Source organism: Nitratireductor sp. CH_MIT9313-5 (genome assembly GCF_037029545.1).
In the GTDB taxonomy this organism is placed as follows: domain Bacteria; phylum Pseudomonadota; class Alphaproteobacteria; order Rhizobiales; family Rhizobiaceae; genus Chelativorans.
The window spans coordinates 968,096-984,452 of record NZ_JAYMER010000014.1; the positions used below are offsets into that span (position 1 = coordinate 968,096).

The following is a 16,357-nucleotide window of genomic DNA, read 5'->3' on the forward strand; positions in this document are numbered from 1 at the left end:
ACCTTCTCAGCCTCGCTGCGCCTTTTTCACGCGAACCGCTGCCAACGCGCTCTCGCGCCTTTTCACCAGTGAAGCGTGCAGAACATCGCCTTGAAGCTTGGCAAGAGCCCCCGGCACCAGCTCCGCAGCAAGAAGCCGGCGCGCATCGACCGGACGCGGCATGCGGATCTGGCCGTGAGGTACAATCTCGAAGCCAAGGGGGCCGTAATAGGGCTGGTCGCCGACCAGAAGCACCACGCCCGCACCCGCTTCGCGCGCGGTCTCCAGAGCGATTGCCACAAGCTTGCGCCCGATGCCCATATTCTTGAAGGCCGGTCTCACGGCAAGTGGCCCGAGCAACAGCGCCTCCCCCTCGCCTGCCGCGATCGGTGTCAGGCGGACCGAGGCGATCACCTGACCGTCGACGACTGCGACATGGGAAAGCGCGCGATCATGTCCGCCACCTTCGCGGATCTTGTAGGCGGCCTTGGCAAAACGACCCGGACCGAAGGCTTCTTCATTGATAAGTTCGATCTCGGCGTCATGCGCCGGTGTTTCAGGCAGATATGCGATGTCGTGGTGTGACATGGGAGGTGGTCTTTCAGTGGAGAGAACAGGAGTTGCGACCGGGCATGTGCCAGCCTGCGCCTGCCGGCGCCTTTACACCTGTCGTCGTCGCTCCACCCGCCAAAAGACCATGGTCGAAACCGCTCCTGAAAAATTCGGTGAAATCCGCTAGCACCAAAAGAAGAAGCAGTCCACTTGAAATTGTCACCAGCCGCGCATCGGCTGAACGATGCGTTCACAGCGGCACTGCTTGGATTATGCAGGCCTGACACTAACTTGAGGGTAATACATAAGGAGATTTCCGATGGGCCTGCTCGTAGACGGCAAGTGGCAAGACAAGTGGTATGACACCTCAAAGACAGGGGGGCGCTTTCAGCGTTCCAAGTCGCAATTCCGCGATTTCGTGACACCGGACGGCACGCCCGCAGAAGGACGCGAACGCGGCTTCAAGGCAGAAGCCGGTCGCTATCACCTTTACGTCTCGCTGGCCTGCCCCTGGGCGCACCGCACGCTGATCTTCCGCAAGCTTAAGAAGCTGGAAGACGTGATCTCGGTCTCGGTCGTCCATCATTTCATGGGCGAGAACGGCTGGACCTTCCTAAAGGAAGATGGCGCGACGGGTGATGACCTCTACGGCTTCGACTATCTCCACCAGATCTACACCAAGGCTGACCCTAACTATTCCGGCCGCGTGACGGTGCCGGTGCTCTGGGACAAGAAGACCGAGACGATCGTCTCCAATGAGTCCGCGGAAATCATCCGCATGCTCAATACCGCCTTTGACGAGTTCGGCGACGCGTCACTCGACTTCTACCCGCAGGAACTGCGTAAGGAGATCGAGGACATCAATGCGCTTGTCTATGACAACATCAACAACGGCGTCTACAAGGCCGGCTTCGCGACCACCCAGGAAGCCTATGAGGAAGCTTTCGATGCGCTGTTTGACGCGCTGGACCAGGTCGAAGACCGCCTGTCACGCCAGCGCTATCTAGCAGGCGACAAGCTGACCGAGGCCGATTGGCGCCTGTTCACCACACTGGTGCGCTTCGACGCGGTTTATGTCGGCCACTTCAAATGCAATCTGCGCCGCATTGCCGACTATCCGAACCTGTCGAACTATCTGCGCGAACTCTACCAGGTCGATGGTGTGGCTGAGACCGTGAACATGCACCACATCAAGGCGCATTATTACGGCAGCCACGACACGATCAATCCGACCGGCGTCATCCCAAAGGGCCCCGAACTGTATCTTGATGCCCCACATGACCGGGATCGCCAGAAGCAGGCGGCCTGATCCTACCAGTAGGGCGAGACCTCCGCCCCTTCAAACACCTCCGCGAGGCGACGCCGTGTTGCCTCGCTCAGCTCTCCCGGAAGCTGATCCAGCGGGAAGAAGCGCGCCTCGGCAATTTCGCTGTCGCCTGGATGGGTGCCATCAACCGTAAATTCCTGCACGAGATAAACCGCCACGTGATCGCGCCTGCTGGCCTGCCGGTTGAAATGCAAGGAGCAAAGCCTCGGTCGGGTCGTGAACCGTACACGCCCCTCCTCCTCAAGCTCGCGCGCCAATGCTTTTTCCATGGGCTCACCAATTTCGACCCCACCGCCCGGCAGGTGCCAGCCCGAGACATAGGTATGGCGCACCAGAAGCACCGCGTTCCTCTCGCGGTCATGAACGATCCCGCGCACGCCCAGCGTCATCGGACGCGCAAGCAGGAACCAGAGGTGAAACAGGCGGATCTTGAGCTTCTGCATGTGGCTCCGAAGGGGATGTGTTTATGCTATGGACTGGAAAGCAGCATCCCAGTGCACTACACCCAATGCAATGTTCAAGCTTGCTCATTTTTCCGACATTCATCTGGGTCCACTGCCCGACGTCACCTTCCGCCAACTCGCGTCCAAGCGGGTGACCGGTTACATCAACTGGCGGCGAAACCGCAGGCTCAATCTCGACCACGGCATCATAGACCGCATCACCGACGACATGCTGGCACAGGAGCCTGATCACGTGGCGCTGACGGGTGATCTGGTGAACCTCGCACTCGACAAGGAAATCGAGGCGGCGAAGCTGTGGCTGGAAGGTCTTTCATCACCCGAAAACGTGACGGTCGTTCCCGGCAATCACGACGCCTATGTGCCAGGCGCTCTCGACAAGGCGGTGAAGGCCTGGGGCTCCTATATGGCAGGTGACGGCAAGAGGCCGCCGAAGGATCGGCACGCCTTCCCCTTTGTGCGTGAACGCGGGCCAATTGCTCTTGTGGGCGTGTCCTCCGCACGCGCGACCGCGCCCTTTCTTGCCAGCGGTTATTTCACGAAGAAGCAGGCCAAGGCCACACGGCGTCTTCTGGAGGAAGCCGGCAAGAAGGGTCTGTTCCGCGTGGTCATGATCCACCACCCGCCGATCCGCGGTGCAACGGGCGCGCACAAACGCCTATATGGCATCAGACGGTTTCAAAAGATGATCCGCAAGGTGGGCGCGGAACTCGTGCTGCACGGCCACACACATTTGCCGACCGTGCACCATATCGAGGGACCGGAAGGCGCAAATGTGCCGGTGGTCGGGGTGGCTGCCGCAGGCCAGGCCCATGGCGGCTCCAAGCCCCCTGCTCACTACAATCTCTTCGAGATCGATGGTGAAGCGGGTAACTGGAGCATCCGCCATAGCCGGCGCGGCGCAACCGGAAAGGGCGAAGCCGTGGCCGAGCTTTATTCGCAGGTCATCGCCTGACTGACCTATCGGCAGACGATCTGTCTCAACCGTCTCGACGTGCCTGTGCTGCATTGGTGACTGGTTCCGCCTGCGCGATCACCTTCATCTGTGAACAGACAACAGCCAACGCCCCCAGAGCGCCAAGCGCGAACATGTTCAATCCAACCGAGAAGAGGAACACCGTCAGACGGTCATCAATACTGCCGTCAGCACGGATCGTGATCAGGTCGAGAAAGGTGCTGCAATAAACAAGGACGATACCGCAAACCATAAAAAGCGCGGACAGAATGCTCAGGGCTTTCATAATAAAAAACTCTCGAAATGAACTTCATCAATAAAACAACCCTTGCGGGTATTTTACATTGCCGGCGCTGCCGTTAAAAAAGCATCACCAACGCGCCGGAGCCCCCAATTTTCAGGCTAAATCACCTGTAGGAGCGAAAAAACTCAAAATATATGGGTTATTCGGTGTACCAGTTAAACTACAAACAACAACCTGAAATGGAAAACAGATCAGAAAAGCGAGAGCCCCGGGACCTGTTCCGACAGGACATAGCCCATCACCGCAGCCCCCGTAATACCGCCCAGAAGCACCAGCAGGAAGCCGGTGAAAAGACCGCGCCTGCGGCTCTTCCTTGAGTGCAAGTGGCGCGCCGCCATCTGTTCCTTCGTCTCTCCGTCAGCCATGTGCCGCGGCAGGTCTTCCACTTCACCTTCGATCATGCGCTCACGTTCCACCATGCGCTCGGCGATGTAACGGGTGACCTTGTCGGCAACCTCACCTGCATGGCTTGATTCCGCCAGAACCACACGTCCCATACGCGTATCGCGCAGAAAACGGTAGGTGCGCCTGTCGCGTCCCATGGTCACATGGGCCACCGCATCGATCCACAGACGCGGATTCTCTCCATTGGAAATGGAGAAATCAAACAGCGGCACATCCTCAGGCACTTCCGCGAAAACCGGCTGGAGTTCCTGTGCGAGCAGTTCGAGCCGGGTGCGGCTGGCCTCGCGCATGTCGACCACGACATCCTCACGATCGGCTGCGGCGTTCTTCATTTCGCGTATGGCATCGGACAAGCGGCGCACATTGTCGCGTGGTGCATTCTGCTCGGCTTCACTCATTACAGTTCTCCAGCCAAAGGCATTGGTTAACCCATTGTTAACATGCCTAAACGCCGAAAGCACCTTGCTTTGTTCCGGATTCGTCCACTCCAGAACCCGATTGAAGCGAGACCTAACGTCTCAACCCATGCTGTAGCGCAGGATGCGCGCCATTTCGGCCGGAGCTTCATGCGGGAGCATGTGGCCGAGCGTGCGGTAGCGATGGACCGCAAAATGCGGCGGCACGTTTTCGAGTTGACGCACGGGCAGGACCGTATCGAGATCTCCCCACACAACGCGCACCGGCAGGTCGAGACCTGCAAGCTTGTGCGGCGGCAGACGGCCCTGCTTGCCGTCCTTTGCGAGAACAGACGCGATCTCGCGCAGCTTCTCCACCTGCCCAGGCTTCTGCCGCAGACTTGCCGATGCTTCCACCAGTTCCTCGGGCACGATCGCTTCGAAACCGGCCATCAGGCGCAGACAACGGGCAAGCGCGGCTTCATCATCGGCAGCGGCGAATTCTGCCAGAAGCGCGGAATTGATTTCGTCTCCGAAGCCACCCGGCGCCAACAGAGTGAGCGAGGCGACGCTTTCGGGCTTCGTCAACGCCATGAGAACGGCCACCGCGCCCCCGAAGGAGTGGCCTGCGACATGAACGCGGCTGATGCCGCGTGCTTCCAGATCATCGAGCACCGCGCGCGCCGCGGTGGCCGCCGGCCCTGCATCCGGATAGTCAAGAGAGCCGCCATGGCCCGGCAGGTCATAGGAAAGGCAGCGGACGAACTCGCCCAGCGCCTGCTGCACCTCGCGCCAGTCCAGATGGCTGCCGCCAAACCCATGAAGGAGTACGAGGGGGACGGCCCCCTCGCCGCTGTCTTCGACGAAGAGGCCTGTCGTCACGAAAGGATCCTGTTTGCTGCGGATACCACGGCCTCCAGCGAAGCCGTCACGATATTGTGGTTGATGCCCACACCGAACAGTTTGCCGCCGGGATGCTCCACTTCCATGTAGCAGACTGCTGCCGCATTCGAACCCTGCTGGAGCGAATGTTCGGAATAGTTCAGCACGCTCATCTCCACGCCGATATGCTTGGAAAGCGCATCGATGAAGCCATCGACCGGGCCCGTACCCGAGCCGGTGATCGTCTTCTCTTCACCACCATCCGTAATAGTGGCTTCCACTACGCGCCGGCCCTTGGTGGAAGCGTCGGGGAAGGTCTGGTGATCGACGAATTTCAGCCGCGCGCCGGGCTGCTCGACATAAAGCTCCTGGAAACGCTCATGGATGCGTGCCGCCGGCAGTTCCTTGCCTTCGCGGTCGGTGATGTCCTGAATGTCCTCGCGGAACTCCACCTGCAGATTGCGTGGCAGGTTCAAGCCGTAATCAGCCTGCAACACATAGGCGATGCCGCCCTTGCCCGACTGCGAATTGATGCGGATGATCGCCTCATAGGAGCGACCGACATCCTGCGGATCAATCGGCAGGTAAGGCACTTCCCAAAGCGGCTTGTTCGCCGCCTTGATGGCCTTCATGCCCTTGTTGATCGCGTCCTGATGCGAGCCGGAGAAGGCGGTATAGACCAGTTCGCCCACATAAGGGTGGCGCTCGGGGATGACGAGCTGGTTGCAGTACTCGTAGACATCCTTCATGCGATTGATGTCACGGCAGTCCAGCATCGGATCGACGCCCTGCGTGTACATGTTGAGCGCCAGCGTCACCACATCCACATTGCCGGTGCGCTCGCCATTGCCAAACAAGGTGCCTTCGACACGGTCCGCACCCGCCATCAGGCCCAGCTCGGTAGCGGCAATGCCGGTGCCACGGTCATTGTGCGGATGCAGCGAAATGATCAGGTTTTCGCGATTGTCCAGATTGCGGCACATCCATTCGATCTGGTCGGCATAGATGTTCGGCGTGGACATCTCCACCGTGGACGGCAGATTGATGATGAGCTTGTTGTCAAGCGTCGGCTGCATGATCTCGATGACCGCATTGCAGATCTCAAGCGCCACTTCCAGCTCGGTGCCGGTAAAGCTTTCCGGCGAATACTCGAAGCGATAGCCACCACCCGCCTTGGCGGCCATGTCGGTGATCATCTTGGCCGCATCGGTCGCGATCTGCTTGATGCCCGCGACATCTTTGCCAAAGACAACGCGACGCTGCAATTCGCTGGTGGAATTGTAGAAGTGGACGATTGGGCTCTTCGCCCCCTCCAGCGCCTCGAAAGTGCGCGTAATCAGTTCCGGCCGGCACTGTACCAGGACCTGGAGCGATACGTCATCCGGCACGCCCCCCTGCTCGATACACCAGCGCGCAAAATCGAAATCCGTCTGCGAGGCGGAGGGAAAGCCGATTTCGATTTCCTTGAAACCCATATCGAGCAGCAACTGGAACATGCGCGCCTTGCGCTCCTGTCCCATCGGGTCGATCAGTGCCTGGTTGCCGTCGCGAAGATCTACCGAGCACCAGATCGGCGCTTCTTCGATGCGCTTGGAGGGCCAGGTTCGGTCAGGAATGTCGACCTGCGGATATGGCTGATATTTCACGGCTGCGTCGCCCATGCCCTTCGGTCCGGCATTGGCGATCTGGCTGTTGGTCTTGGCGTCCATTTTCTACTCCCGGCGGGCCGCTATTTCGTTCAATGCGAGCTGCCGCCTGTCAAGGCTTGCATACGGATTTTGAGGCAGAAGGAGCTGTACCAGGCGCGGCGATTTCGATCGCCAGGCGCCCCTTCAGCGGACCCGGCGATCGCCGATAAGGCCGAGTAGAAGGAGGCTGGAATTGAACGCACGCGCCGTCGCGCCCAAAAAGGCGACGGGGCTTGAGATTTTCTGGCGTTCTTTCCTGGACATGGCCAGCTTGATAGCCGAGCGCGCGCAAAGGCGCAAGTCACTTCAACCCCGACCTGCCCTGCCGACGCAATGTTGAAAATTTCACTGGTCATGTCGGACATGGCAATGCAGCTTCGTCCTTGGGGCTGACATATCTTTCCCAGGAGGATTACCCCATGCGTTTCATGATGTTGATGATACCCGCCGGATACGAGAATGCAGGCCCCGAAATCGAGCTCGACCCCAAGGCGGTCGAGGCCATGATGGCCTACAACAAGGAACTGGAAGAGGCTGGCGTCCTGCGTGAACTGAACGGCCTGCATCCGCCATCGACGGGCGCACGGGTTTCCTTTGCCAGCGGCTCTCCGGTTGTCACCGACGGACCCTTTGCCGAGGCAAAGGAGGTGATCGGCGGCTACTGGATCATCGAGGTGAAGTCGCGCGAGGAGGCCATCGAATGGGCCAAGCGCTGCCCCGGCTCCCCCAACGAGACCATCGAGATCCGCCGCATTCAGGAGATGGATGACTACTCGCCTGAAGTCCAGGATGTGGTGGAAAAGGCCGGCGGGCTGGAGTTGGGCAGGAACTGAGCGCTGCTCAAGCTTTCACCGTCCCCGCCACCACGCGGCTGATGGCGGGGCCGAGCAGCAGCACGAACAGAAAACGTGCAAGCTGCACGGCCATGATCAGCGAGATGTTCACGTCAGGCGAGGCTGCAGCGATGACCGCCACCGTATCCATGCCGCCGGGGCTGGTGGCGAGATAGGCGGTGAGCGGATCAATGCCCCACTCCCAATGCAGAAACCAGGCGATGCCGCCGCAAAATGCCATCAGCGCCAGGATGGATATGACGATCTGCGGCAGGGCCTTCAACGCCACGATGAGGAGCGCCCGGTCGAATTTCAGGCCGATGCTCCAGCCGATGGCCGTGAAGCAGATGCCAAGCAGCCATGGCGGCAGTTCAACCGGCAGGCCGAAGCCCACATGCGCGATGGCACCGGCAAGAAATGCGCCAAGGAAATAGGGGGCAGGAAGACGCACCAGTTTGCCCAATGCCGCACCTGCCAGTCCGATCATCACCGCGATCAGCAGTGCCAATGCGTCAACTTCAGGAAAGTAGCTGGCAAGCGGCGCCCCTTCGTCTGAAAAGTCCACCCATATGCGCGCAATGAGTGCCGCACCGACACTGACGAAGATCACCCGCAGATATTGCATGAAGGCGACGAGCCGCTGATCGGCTCCGAAAGCGCCCGCCATCAAAACCATCGCCGTGGCTGCACCGGGCGCCGAACCCCATACGGCAGTTGAACCGGGAAGGATTTTCAGGCGGCTGATCAGCCAGCCAAGGAAGCTGCTGGCGCTGACGGTGGCAATGACGGCAAGGGCGAGGATCGGCCACAGATCGGCAAAGGAAGCCAGAACTTCCATTTTCAGAGAACTGCCGATCAGGAGCCCGACCATGCTTTGAGCCAGGCCGAAAGCGGGTTGCGGCAGGCTTATCGTGCCACCCCAGCCGCCGAGTGCAATGGCTGCCAGCATCGGCCCGATGAGAAGCGCGGCCGGCAGGTTCCAGAAAATCATGGCACCAGACAGAAGCAGGCTCAGGAGGACGAGTGCGGTCCACTGGAGAAGACGGGAACGGCCGGCAAAATAGCCGCTCTTCTCCTCCTCGACAGCTTCCACCTCACCGCTCATGCTGCCTCCAGCGCGAATTGATCAGCAAAGTGGATAGCCTTTTGCCCGCGAGGCGCAAAGGGCATGAAGGCGCCAAACCGTCCAGCCAGCGCCGAACGAGGTTCAAGCCCTATCCGTGCTTGGCCTTGTATTCCGGCTCCACATGGATCGTGACTTTCGCGTCCGACATGTCGCGTCGAAAGGCTTCCTCGATGCGATCACAGATGCGATGGGCCGCCTCGACACTCATGGCCGACGGCACGACGAGGTGGAATTCGATGAAGCGTGCCCTGCCCGCCTCACGCGTCTTCAGGTCGTGAAATTCGATCGCACCCTTGCAGTTGGCGGCAACCAGCTTCTCGATCTCCACTAGGTCCTGGGGATCAACCGAAGTATCCATCAGGCCCTGGACGGAGGCGGATACCATCTTCCAGCCGTGATAGAGAATGTTGATTGCGACCACGACTGCCATCAGCGGATCAAGCCATAGCCAGCCCGTCGCGAGCGCCAGAATGAGCCCGACTATGACGCCGGCGGAGGTTACCACGTCGGTCCACAAATGCCGCCCATCCGCGATGAGCGCGGGGGAACGCGCCTCGCGCCCCACCTTGATGAGCACATAGGCCCAGATCGCGTTGCCAATCCCGGCAACGCCATTGATCACGAGGCCCAGAACCGGCATCGCATGAAGCTCTGAGGCCTGAAAGGCGAGAGCTGCTTCACGCATGATGAGCAGTGCCGCAACGACAATCAGCACACCTTCAAGAACGGCAGACAGATATTCCGCCTTGTGATGCCCATAGGGATGATTGTCGTCGGCCGGCGTGTAGGAAAGCCGGATCGCATACCAGGCCGCGACCGAGGCCACGACATTGACGATGGATTCCATCGCGTCAGAGAACAGCGCGACGGAGCCAGTCAGCCACCAGGCAACTGCCTTCAGCGCGAAAATCGCCACGCCGATGACGATGGTCCAGACTGTCAGGCGGCGCACTCTTCCACTACCGGGCATCGGGCTTCACAACTCCTCGACTACTCCCGCAAGGGAAGGCTGAACAGCATTCTGCCTGCATGTTCAAAAACATGCAGGCAGAGGGTGAATCAGAATGGCAGCAGGTTCAAGCCCTGCAGGAGACCGATCAGGCTGCCTGCTCACGCGCCTTGCGCGGGAGATGGGCCACCACGTTCTCGATCATTCGCATACCGGCATTCTGGCCAAGGGTCATGATCGATTCGGGATGGAACTGAACAGCCGCAATCGGCTCCTTCTCGCTTTCTATCCCCATGACAATACCGTCATCCGTCTCCGCGGTGATGACGAAGCCATCCGGCATGCTCGTCGGATCGGCAAAGATGGAGTGATAGCGTCCCACGGTGATCTCGTTGGGCAGGCCGGCAAAGACGAGGCTGTTTCCGCCAGCGCGGATACGCGACGGCTTGCCGTGGACCGGCTCGCGCAGCTGGCGAAGCTCGCCGCCGCAGGCCTCCACCAGCGCCTGCAGGCCAAGGCAGACGCCGAACAGCGGCAGCTTGCGCGCACGCGCCTTGCCAATAGTGGCTGCACAATCGAAGTCCTTGGGCGTGCCGGGGCCGGGGGAGAGAACCACCAGATGCGGATCCACGCGGTCGAACACCTCGTCAGCAACGGGCGTGCGCACGGTGGTCACTTCCGCGCCGGTCTGGCGGAAATAGTTGGCGAGCGTGTGGACGAAGGAATCCTCATGGTCCACCAACAGAATGCGTGTCCCCGCCCCCACTTTCTCGCTCTCGTTCTTCTCGTCCATTATGTTCTTCTTGCCTGCATCGCGAATGGCCGAAAGCATTGCGGAAGCCTTCAGTTCCGTCTCCGCTTCCTCCTCTTCGCCATTGGAATCATAGAGCAAAGTCGCGCCCGCCCTGACCTCCGCAATCCCATCCTTGATACGGATGGTGCGCAATGTCAGGCCGGTATTCATGTCGCCGTTGAAGTGGACCATGCCGACCGCACCGCCATACCAGGCGCGTGGGCTCTTCTCGTTCTGTTCGATGAAGCGCATGGCCCACAATTTGGGCGCGCCTGTGACCGTCACCGCCCAGGCGTGAGACAGAAAGGCGTCATAGGCATCCATACCCTCACGCAGGCGCCCCTCGATGTGATCCACCGTGTGGATGAGGCGTGAATACATCTCGATCTGACGGCGCCCGATGACGCGAACCGAGCCGGGTTCGCACACGCGGCTTTTATCGTTGCGGTCGACATCGGAGCACATGGTCAGCTCCGACTCGTCTTTCTTCGAGTTTAGAAGCTTCAGGATCTGCTCTGAATCGGCGATGGCATCGTCGCCGCGCTGGATCGTGCCGGAGATCGGGCAGGTCTCGACGCGGCGGCCATTGACCCGCACGAACATCTCCGGCGATGCACCGATCAGGAATTCCTGTTCACCCAGATTAATAAAGAACGAATAGGGCGACGGATTGATCTGCTTCAGCCTGCGCGAAATGGCTGATGGCTTGCTTTCGCAGCGCTCGAAGAACATCTGACCCGGAACGACTTCGAAAAGATCGCCACGCTTGAAGCTTTCCTTTGCCTTCTCGACGAGCCGGGCATATTCGCCCTTCTCGTGGTCGCAGCGAGGGGGGACGCGATCCGAAGTCTTGAAGGGCGCCGCTTCGCCGCCGCGCTCCAGTCCCTCGGTCGAAAACCCCTCGCCTGCATAGTCGTAGCGATCATGCCAGGCCTGTGCGGCATGGTGATCGACCACGAGGATTTCGTCGGGAAGATATAGCACCACATCACGCTGGCTTTCCGGACGGTCGAGCTTGAGCTTCACCGGATCGAACTGGAAGGCGAGGTCGTATCCGAAAGCGCCGTATAGGCCGAGATTGGCGTCATCATGGGTGCGGAAAAGGTCGGTAATCGCACGCAGCACCGTGAAAACGGAAGGCGCGCGTGAACGTTCTTCCTCGGTAATGACGCCCGATGGCTCGGCGACCTGCAACAGGGCGCGTTCGGCAGTATGCTCCAGGACCGTGACCGGCTCGAGCGCCTCCACCGCACGCATGATGGTCGGCAACATGACTTCGCCGCGCTTGTTCAGCGCCTCGATCTTCATGTCGCGCCCGCGCGCGGAAATGACGACCGGCGGATCGACGATTGCCGTGTCCCAGCGCGTGTAGCGCCCCGGATATTCGTAATTGGAGGAGAAGACCGCGCCACGCCGCGAATCGAGCGCATCCACATAGGCTTCGATCGCACCTTCGTAAGGCGTCTCATGCCGCTGACGCGTGATCGCGATTCCGCCTGCAGTCTTGAACCGCTCGGCACCGTTTTCCAGAACTTCCACGCTCATCTTCCCTATCCCGACTTTTCAGGTCCTGACCGGAAGCCGATAAAGAAAATGGCCGTCCGGTTTTCACCAGCGGCCACATTTTTCAATCGCGCACGAGATTGATGCCGGCCGCTGTTAGCGGACCCACCACCATGCAATCGTGTTTGCGATCATGCTCATGAGCGTTTCAATACAGGCGATCCGGGCCCGCGGCAAGGTGCAACTTGAAACCGGATCATCCTGCATTTGCCGACAAAGCCGAACCTTCCCACCTGGATGCGGCGATTTGGCAGGTATCACGGATGAACTCGCAGAAACTTCCGCCACAATTCTGACGCCAAGGCTGCCGCTATTGACTCACGTCTCGCCGACTGGGCGGGAAACCTTTCTCAGGAGTTCGATTTCAATGCGCTCGATCACCCGTCGCCACTTCTTGAGCGGCAGCATGGCTGTTGCTGCCACCATCGCGGCAACACCTCTCGGCTTCGCAAATTCCATCACTCCACTGCAGCTTCGTACAGGCACACGAACGATCGAGGTGAACGGACGCTCTGCGACAGTGTTGGGTATAGAAGGCCCCGGCAACAGGCAGGGACTGTTCCTCGACCCCGGCGAAGACTTCAACGTGCGGCTCGTCAACGGGCTGAACGAGGCAACAATCATCCATTGGCACGGGCAAATCCCACCCAATGAACAGGATGGCGTACCCGATCTGCCGCAGCCGCTGCTCAAACCGGAAGAGATCCGCTCCTTCTCCTTCAAGCCACATGCAGGCACACATTGGATGCACGCTCATCTGCCGCACCAGGAACTGGGACTGCTGGCAGCACCCCTTATCGTCCGCACGGCGGAAGATCTGGCGGCTGACCGGCAGGAAATCGTGATGTTTCTGCAGGACTTCTCTTTCAAGTCGCCTCAGGAATTGATGAAAGGCCTGGAAGACGCACATGCAGCAATGGGCCACGGCGCGCCTTCAACAGCAGCCAACACGCATGGCGGCCATGGGGGGCACGGCGGACACGGTGGGCACGGCAGCCCAAGCGCCGAGACGACGGCAGCGGTGCACGACATCAACGATATCGACTTCGACGCCTATCTGGTCAACAGCCGCACACTTGATGATCCGGAGACGCATCAGGTGGAGAAAGGCGGGCGTGTTTTGCTTCGCGTGATCAATGCGGGATCGGCTACCGTATTCTTCATCGACACCGGCGAACTGGACGCGCGCCTTCTTGCGGTGGATGGCCAGCCGATCGAGCCGGTTGAAGATCGCCTGTTTCCCGTGGCCATGGGACAGCGCCTGGACCTCGAAGTGGCCATTCCGGCCAAAGGTGGCGCATTCCCGATCCTGGCGTTGCGCGAAGGTGCCCCGGAAAGAACGGGGCTGGTTCTGGCAACGCCTGGCGCAAAGATCAAGCGTTTGCCCGGTTCCAGCGCGGCAAAGGCACCCATCATGGACAGCACTCTGGAAGGCCGCCTCCTCGCACGTTCACCGCTTGAAGCAAGTGGAGTCACGCAAGTAACGGAAGTTCTGCTTGGCGGCGAAATGAGCCCGTATGAATGGAGCATCAACGGAAAGCGTTGGCCCAACCACACACCTATTGCCGCGAAATCCGGACAGCGCAGCGAGTTCATCTTGCGCAACATGTCCGGCATGGGCCACCCGATGCATCTTCATGGGCACATATTCCAGGTGGTCGAAATCGGCGGGCAGCGGATCAATGGGGCAAGACGGGACACGGTGTACGTGCCTGCCAACGAGACGATAACCATCGCATTCGATGGCGGCGAGACCGCCTCCTGGATGTTCCACTGTCACCACATCCCGCATATGGCAACCGGCATGATGACCCTGGTTGAAGTGAGCTAGGAAATTGTCGCGGCGCCATCACCCTGGCGCCGCAACCTCACGCATCTTCCACGTTGATGCGTCGCCAGATCGCCTCGCAGAAGGAGTAGATTGCGAACAGCAGGAGCCCGAGCGCCGTCGCACCGAGCAGCCAGCGCCCGAGTGGCAGACCGGCGATGAAGTCGAGCGCATCCGACAGACTTGCCTGGTCGCTGTCCGAGACGCCCTGGCGCCAGAACAGATAGGCGATGAGCAGAAAGATAACGCCGCGCGCCATGAGCCCGCCGATGGCAGCAATGTCGACATATTGCATCACCTGCTCGGAGGCCTTGAAGTGGTCCCGATATTTGCGCCGGACCGCCTTCCAGATATGGGCGACAGCCACTCCGACGAACACTGCGGCAATGATGACGGCAGCAAGCCGCGCGCCGGCAATGTCTGCCACGAGGCCCGAAAACCCCTCTCCGCCCGAACTGCCGCTGTCACCTCCGCCTCCCCAACGAAGCGAGAAGGTGAAGAGCGTGAGCACGCCATAGGTGATGGCGGATGCGAGCAGGCCTGCGCGGATGACCAGCCCCGTGGGCTTGTAACCGTGGTCATCGGTGTCGAACACGGATTGGATGACACGCCAGAGTGCATAGCCCGCCAGGCTGACGACCAGCACAAGGGAGAGAACATCACTGGCGGTCGTATCCGTCAGAAAGCGGATCGCATCCCGCGTGTCGCCCCCCTCGCCTGTGCCAAGCGCTGCCGTGGCGGCGAAAAAGGCGAGCACCGTATAGACCAGCCCGCGCGCGGCATAACCGGCCCGCGCAAAAGGCTTGAAGGCACTATGCATGTCCTGTTTGTCAGGCTTGTTCATCCGTTTCGGCTCCTTGAGCGCCAGTATTGGAGGAGCTGGACAACCAGCCAGGAGAGACTTGCCCAGGCCGCGCCAAGCGCCCAGCCGGCGGCAACGTCACTGGGCCAGTGAACGCCCACATAGATGCGGCTAAGGCCAACGATCATGGCCACGAAAACAGCAACCGAGATCACATAGATGCGCACGCGTCGGTCCTCCACGAAACGCACAACGAGCGCAGCCAGCGTCAGATAAGCAATCGTGGTCACCATGGCATGTCCGCTCGGGAAACTCAGCGTGTGGATCACATCGAGATGATCGACGAGATCAGGGCGGGGACGCGCGTAATAAAGCTTCAGATAATGGGTAAGCAGCGCCCCCGAGCCCACCGCAAGGACCGCGTAGAGCGCTGGACCATAGCGTTTTGTCACGAGAAACAGGCCGACCACCGCGGCAAGAGTGAGAATGATCAACGGGTATCCACCGATGGCCGTCACCTCGACCGCTGTTTCCTGAAGCCAGGCTGGCCCGATCGGCTGCCCCGGATTGCCGGCTTCGCGAAACAGGAGAAACAGCCGCTCATCAATTTCGGCCATCTCGCCTTCGGCGACTTCGTCCGCAATGGCGACAAAGCCATAAACGCCGAGCCCGAGAATGGCAGCCATGACAATGGGAATAATGTTGGCAGGTCGATGTCGAATGCCTTTCACAAGGCTGGTAACGGTTTCGGCGGCGGCCGATCTTCTATGCAAAACTTGCTCCCTATGGCTCAAAATCGCGGCGATTGAGGGAAGCTAACGCATCATCTACCCGTTTGGCTCCATCCGCAGCAAAGGCAACCGCTTGACAGCGTGCGCGAACACCCCCACCTTTCACCCATGACGACTGGCAACCGAACCCGCTGCAACCACTTCAAGGTCTCTCCTATCGCAGGAGAGTGACCCCGGATTCGGCTACGTCCCCGGATCCAGGGGACGCATAACAGCTTTCGAATGAAGCTGTTCGGCAAGACCAGGACGCAAGTTTTTCCCAACATGAAGGCAACATGCCAGCGCCGATGGATAATGGGCGCGGCATCAGGATTTTGAACAATGGAAACAAAGACCCAGACGCTTCGCAAACCACGCATCACCATCGCCCAGAGCGATCACGACCGCCTTTTGGCGCTTGCAGAGAAGCTGGAAGAGCGCGACCCGGCTGTTTCAGAAACACTTTTCACGGAGTTGGAGCGTGCACGCGTGGTGGAAGACAACCGTCTGCCGCCCAAGGCCATCCGCATGGGCTCACGCCTCACTTACAGCGCCGATGATGGCGAGCCGAAGACGGTAACGCTCGTATTCCCCGCCGAAGCCGATATCGAAGCCGGCCGCATTTCGATCACGACCCCCGTCGGCACGGCCCTCATCGGACTGTCGGTCGGACAGTCCATCAACTGGAAAGCCCGCAACGGCCAGCTTCACAAGCTGACCGTGCTGTCGCTGGAAAAGGACTGAC

The 16,357-nt window shown here is 60.0% G+C and carries 16 protein-coding genes; 5 read left to right on the plus strand and 11 right to left on the minus strand.

Annotation, left to right across the window (positions count from 1 at the left end):
• Positions 1-6: 6 nt before the first annotated feature.
• Positions 7-567, minus strand: coding sequence for a GNAT family N-acetyltransferase (locus tag WA367_RS12250; RefSeq protein WP_336057009.1), 561 nt, complete (start codon positions 565-567; stop codon positions 7-9).
• 283 nt (positions 568-850) lie between these two features.
• Between WA367_RS12250 and WA367_RS12255 the strand changes: the two genes are divergently transcribed.
• The gene (locus WA367_RS12255; protein WP_336057010.1) at positions 851-1,840 is read left to right on the plus strand and encodes a glutathione S-transferase family protein; all 990 of its coding nucleotides are present in this window, start codon (positions 851-853) and stop codon (positions 1,838-1,840) included.
• Between the two features lie 2 nt (positions 1,841-1,842).
• Here the strand turns inward: WA367_RS12255 and WA367_RS12260 are convergent, their stop codons facing one another.
• A complete protein-coding gene (locus tag WA367_RS12260; protein WP_336057011.1) occupies positions 1,843-2,301 on the minus strand; it encodes an NUDIX domain-containing protein in 459 nt (152 codons plus the stop codon).
• Between the two features lie 70 nt (positions 2,302-2,371).
• On the opposite strand from WA367_RS12260, the gene WA367_RS12265 reads away from it, so the two are divergent.
• The gene (locus tag WA367_RS12265) at positions 2,372-3,274 is read left to right on the plus strand and encodes a metallophosphoesterase family protein (protein WP_336057012.1); all 903 of its coding nucleotides are present in this window, start codon (positions 2,372-2,374) and stop codon (positions 3,272-3,274) included.
• A gap of 25 nt (positions 3,275-3,299) precedes the next feature.
• Here the strand turns inward: WA367_RS12265 and WA367_RS12270 are convergent, their stop codons facing one another.
• The 4 genes from WA367_RS12270 to leuA form a co-directional block, all read right to left on the minus strand.
• Positions 3,300-3,560: a hypothetical protein gene (locus WA367_RS12270; RefSeq protein WP_336057013.1), complete on the minus strand. Its 261-nt coding sequence runs from the start codon at positions 3,558-3,560 to the stop codon at positions 3,300-3,302.
• Between the two features lie 209 nt (positions 3,561-3,769).
• Positions 3,770-4,381 carry a hypothetical protein gene (locus WA367_RS12275; protein WP_336057014.1) on the minus strand — a complete coding sequence of 204 codons (612 nt, stop codon included), beginning with the start codon at positions 4,379-4,381 and terminating at the stop codon, positions 3,770-3,772.
• Between the two features lie 120 nt (positions 4,382-4,501).
• Positions 4,502-5,260, minus strand: a complete 759-nt coding sequence (locus tag WA367_RS12280) for an alpha/beta fold hydrolase (protein ID WP_336057015.1) — start codon at positions 5,258-5,260, stop codon at positions 4,502-4,504.
• Entirely contained in the window at positions 5,257-6,969 is a 1,713-nt protein-coding gene (gene leuA, locus WA367_RS12285) for a 2-isopropylmalate synthase (protein ID WP_336057016.1), read from the minus strand. The genes WA367_RS12280 and leuA overlap by 4 nt, the downstream gene beginning before the upstream one ends.
• Positions 6,970-7,367: 398 nt before the next feature.
• Between leuA and WA367_RS12290 the strand changes: the two genes are divergently transcribed.
• Entirely contained in the window at positions 7,368-7,781 is a 414-nt protein-coding gene (locus tag WA367_RS12290; RefSeq protein ID WP_336057017.1) for a YciI family protein, read from the plus strand.
• 7 nt (positions 7,782-7,788) lie between these two features.
• Here the strand turns inward: WA367_RS12290 and WA367_RS12295 are convergent, their stop codons facing one another.
• The 3 genes from WA367_RS12295 to WA367_RS12305 all read right to left on the minus strand — a co-directional run bounded on the left by WA367_RS12295 (position 7,789) and on the right by WA367_RS12305 (position 12,194).
• Complete coding sequence (locus tag WA367_RS12295) at positions 7,789-8,886, minus strand: AbrB family transcriptional regulator (RefSeq protein WP_336057018.1); 1,098 nt, start codon at positions 8,884-8,886, stop codon at positions 7,789-7,791.
• 109 nt (positions 8,887-8,995) lie between these two features.
• A complete protein-coding gene (locus tag WA367_RS12300) occupies positions 8,996-9,877 on the minus strand; it encodes a cation diffusion facilitator family transporter (RefSeq protein WP_336057019.1) in 882 nt (293 codons plus the stop codon).
• 127 nt (positions 9,878-10,004) lie between these two features.
• Positions 10,005-12,194 (minus strand): anthranilate synthase, encoded by a 2,190-nt coding sequence (locus WA367_RS12305; RefSeq protein WP_336057020.1) that lies wholly within the window; start codon positions 12,192-12,194, stop codon positions 10,005-10,007.
• Between the two features lie 385 nt (positions 12,195-12,579).
• Here WA367_RS12305 and WA367_RS12310 point away from each other — a divergent pair, with 385 nt between their 5' ends.
• Entirely contained in the window at positions 12,580-14,043 is a 1,464-nt protein-coding gene (locus WA367_RS12310; protein ID WP_336057021.1) for a multicopper oxidase family protein, read from the plus strand.
• Positions 14,044-14,080: 37 nt separating this feature from the next.
• Here the strand turns inward: WA367_RS12310 and WA367_RS12315 are convergent, their stop codons facing one another.
• On the minus strand, positions 14,081-14,884 hold the full coding sequence (locus tag WA367_RS12315) for a DUF1206 domain-containing protein (RefSeq protein WP_336057022.1): 804 nt from the start codon (positions 14,882-14,884) through the stop codon (positions 14,081-14,083).
• Positions 14,881-15,615 carry a phosphatase PAP2 family protein gene (locus tag WA367_RS12320; RefSeq protein ID WP_336057023.1) on the minus strand — a complete coding sequence of 245 codons (735 nt, stop codon included), beginning with the start codon at positions 15,613-15,615 and terminating at the stop codon, positions 14,881-14,883. Before WA367_RS12320 ends, WA367_RS12315 begins: the two co-directional genes overlap by 4 nt.
• A 339-nt stretch (positions 15,616-15,954) precedes the next feature.
• Here WA367_RS12320 and rnk point away from each other — a divergent pair, with 339 nt between their 5' ends.
• The gene (rnk, locus tag WA367_RS12325) at positions 15,955-16,356 is read left to right on the plus strand and encodes a nucleoside diphosphate kinase regulator (protein ID WP_336057024.1); all 402 of its coding nucleotides are present in this window, start codon (positions 15,955-15,957) and stop codon (positions 16,354-16,356) included.
• The last annotated feature ends 1 nt before the right edge of the window (position 16,357 follow it).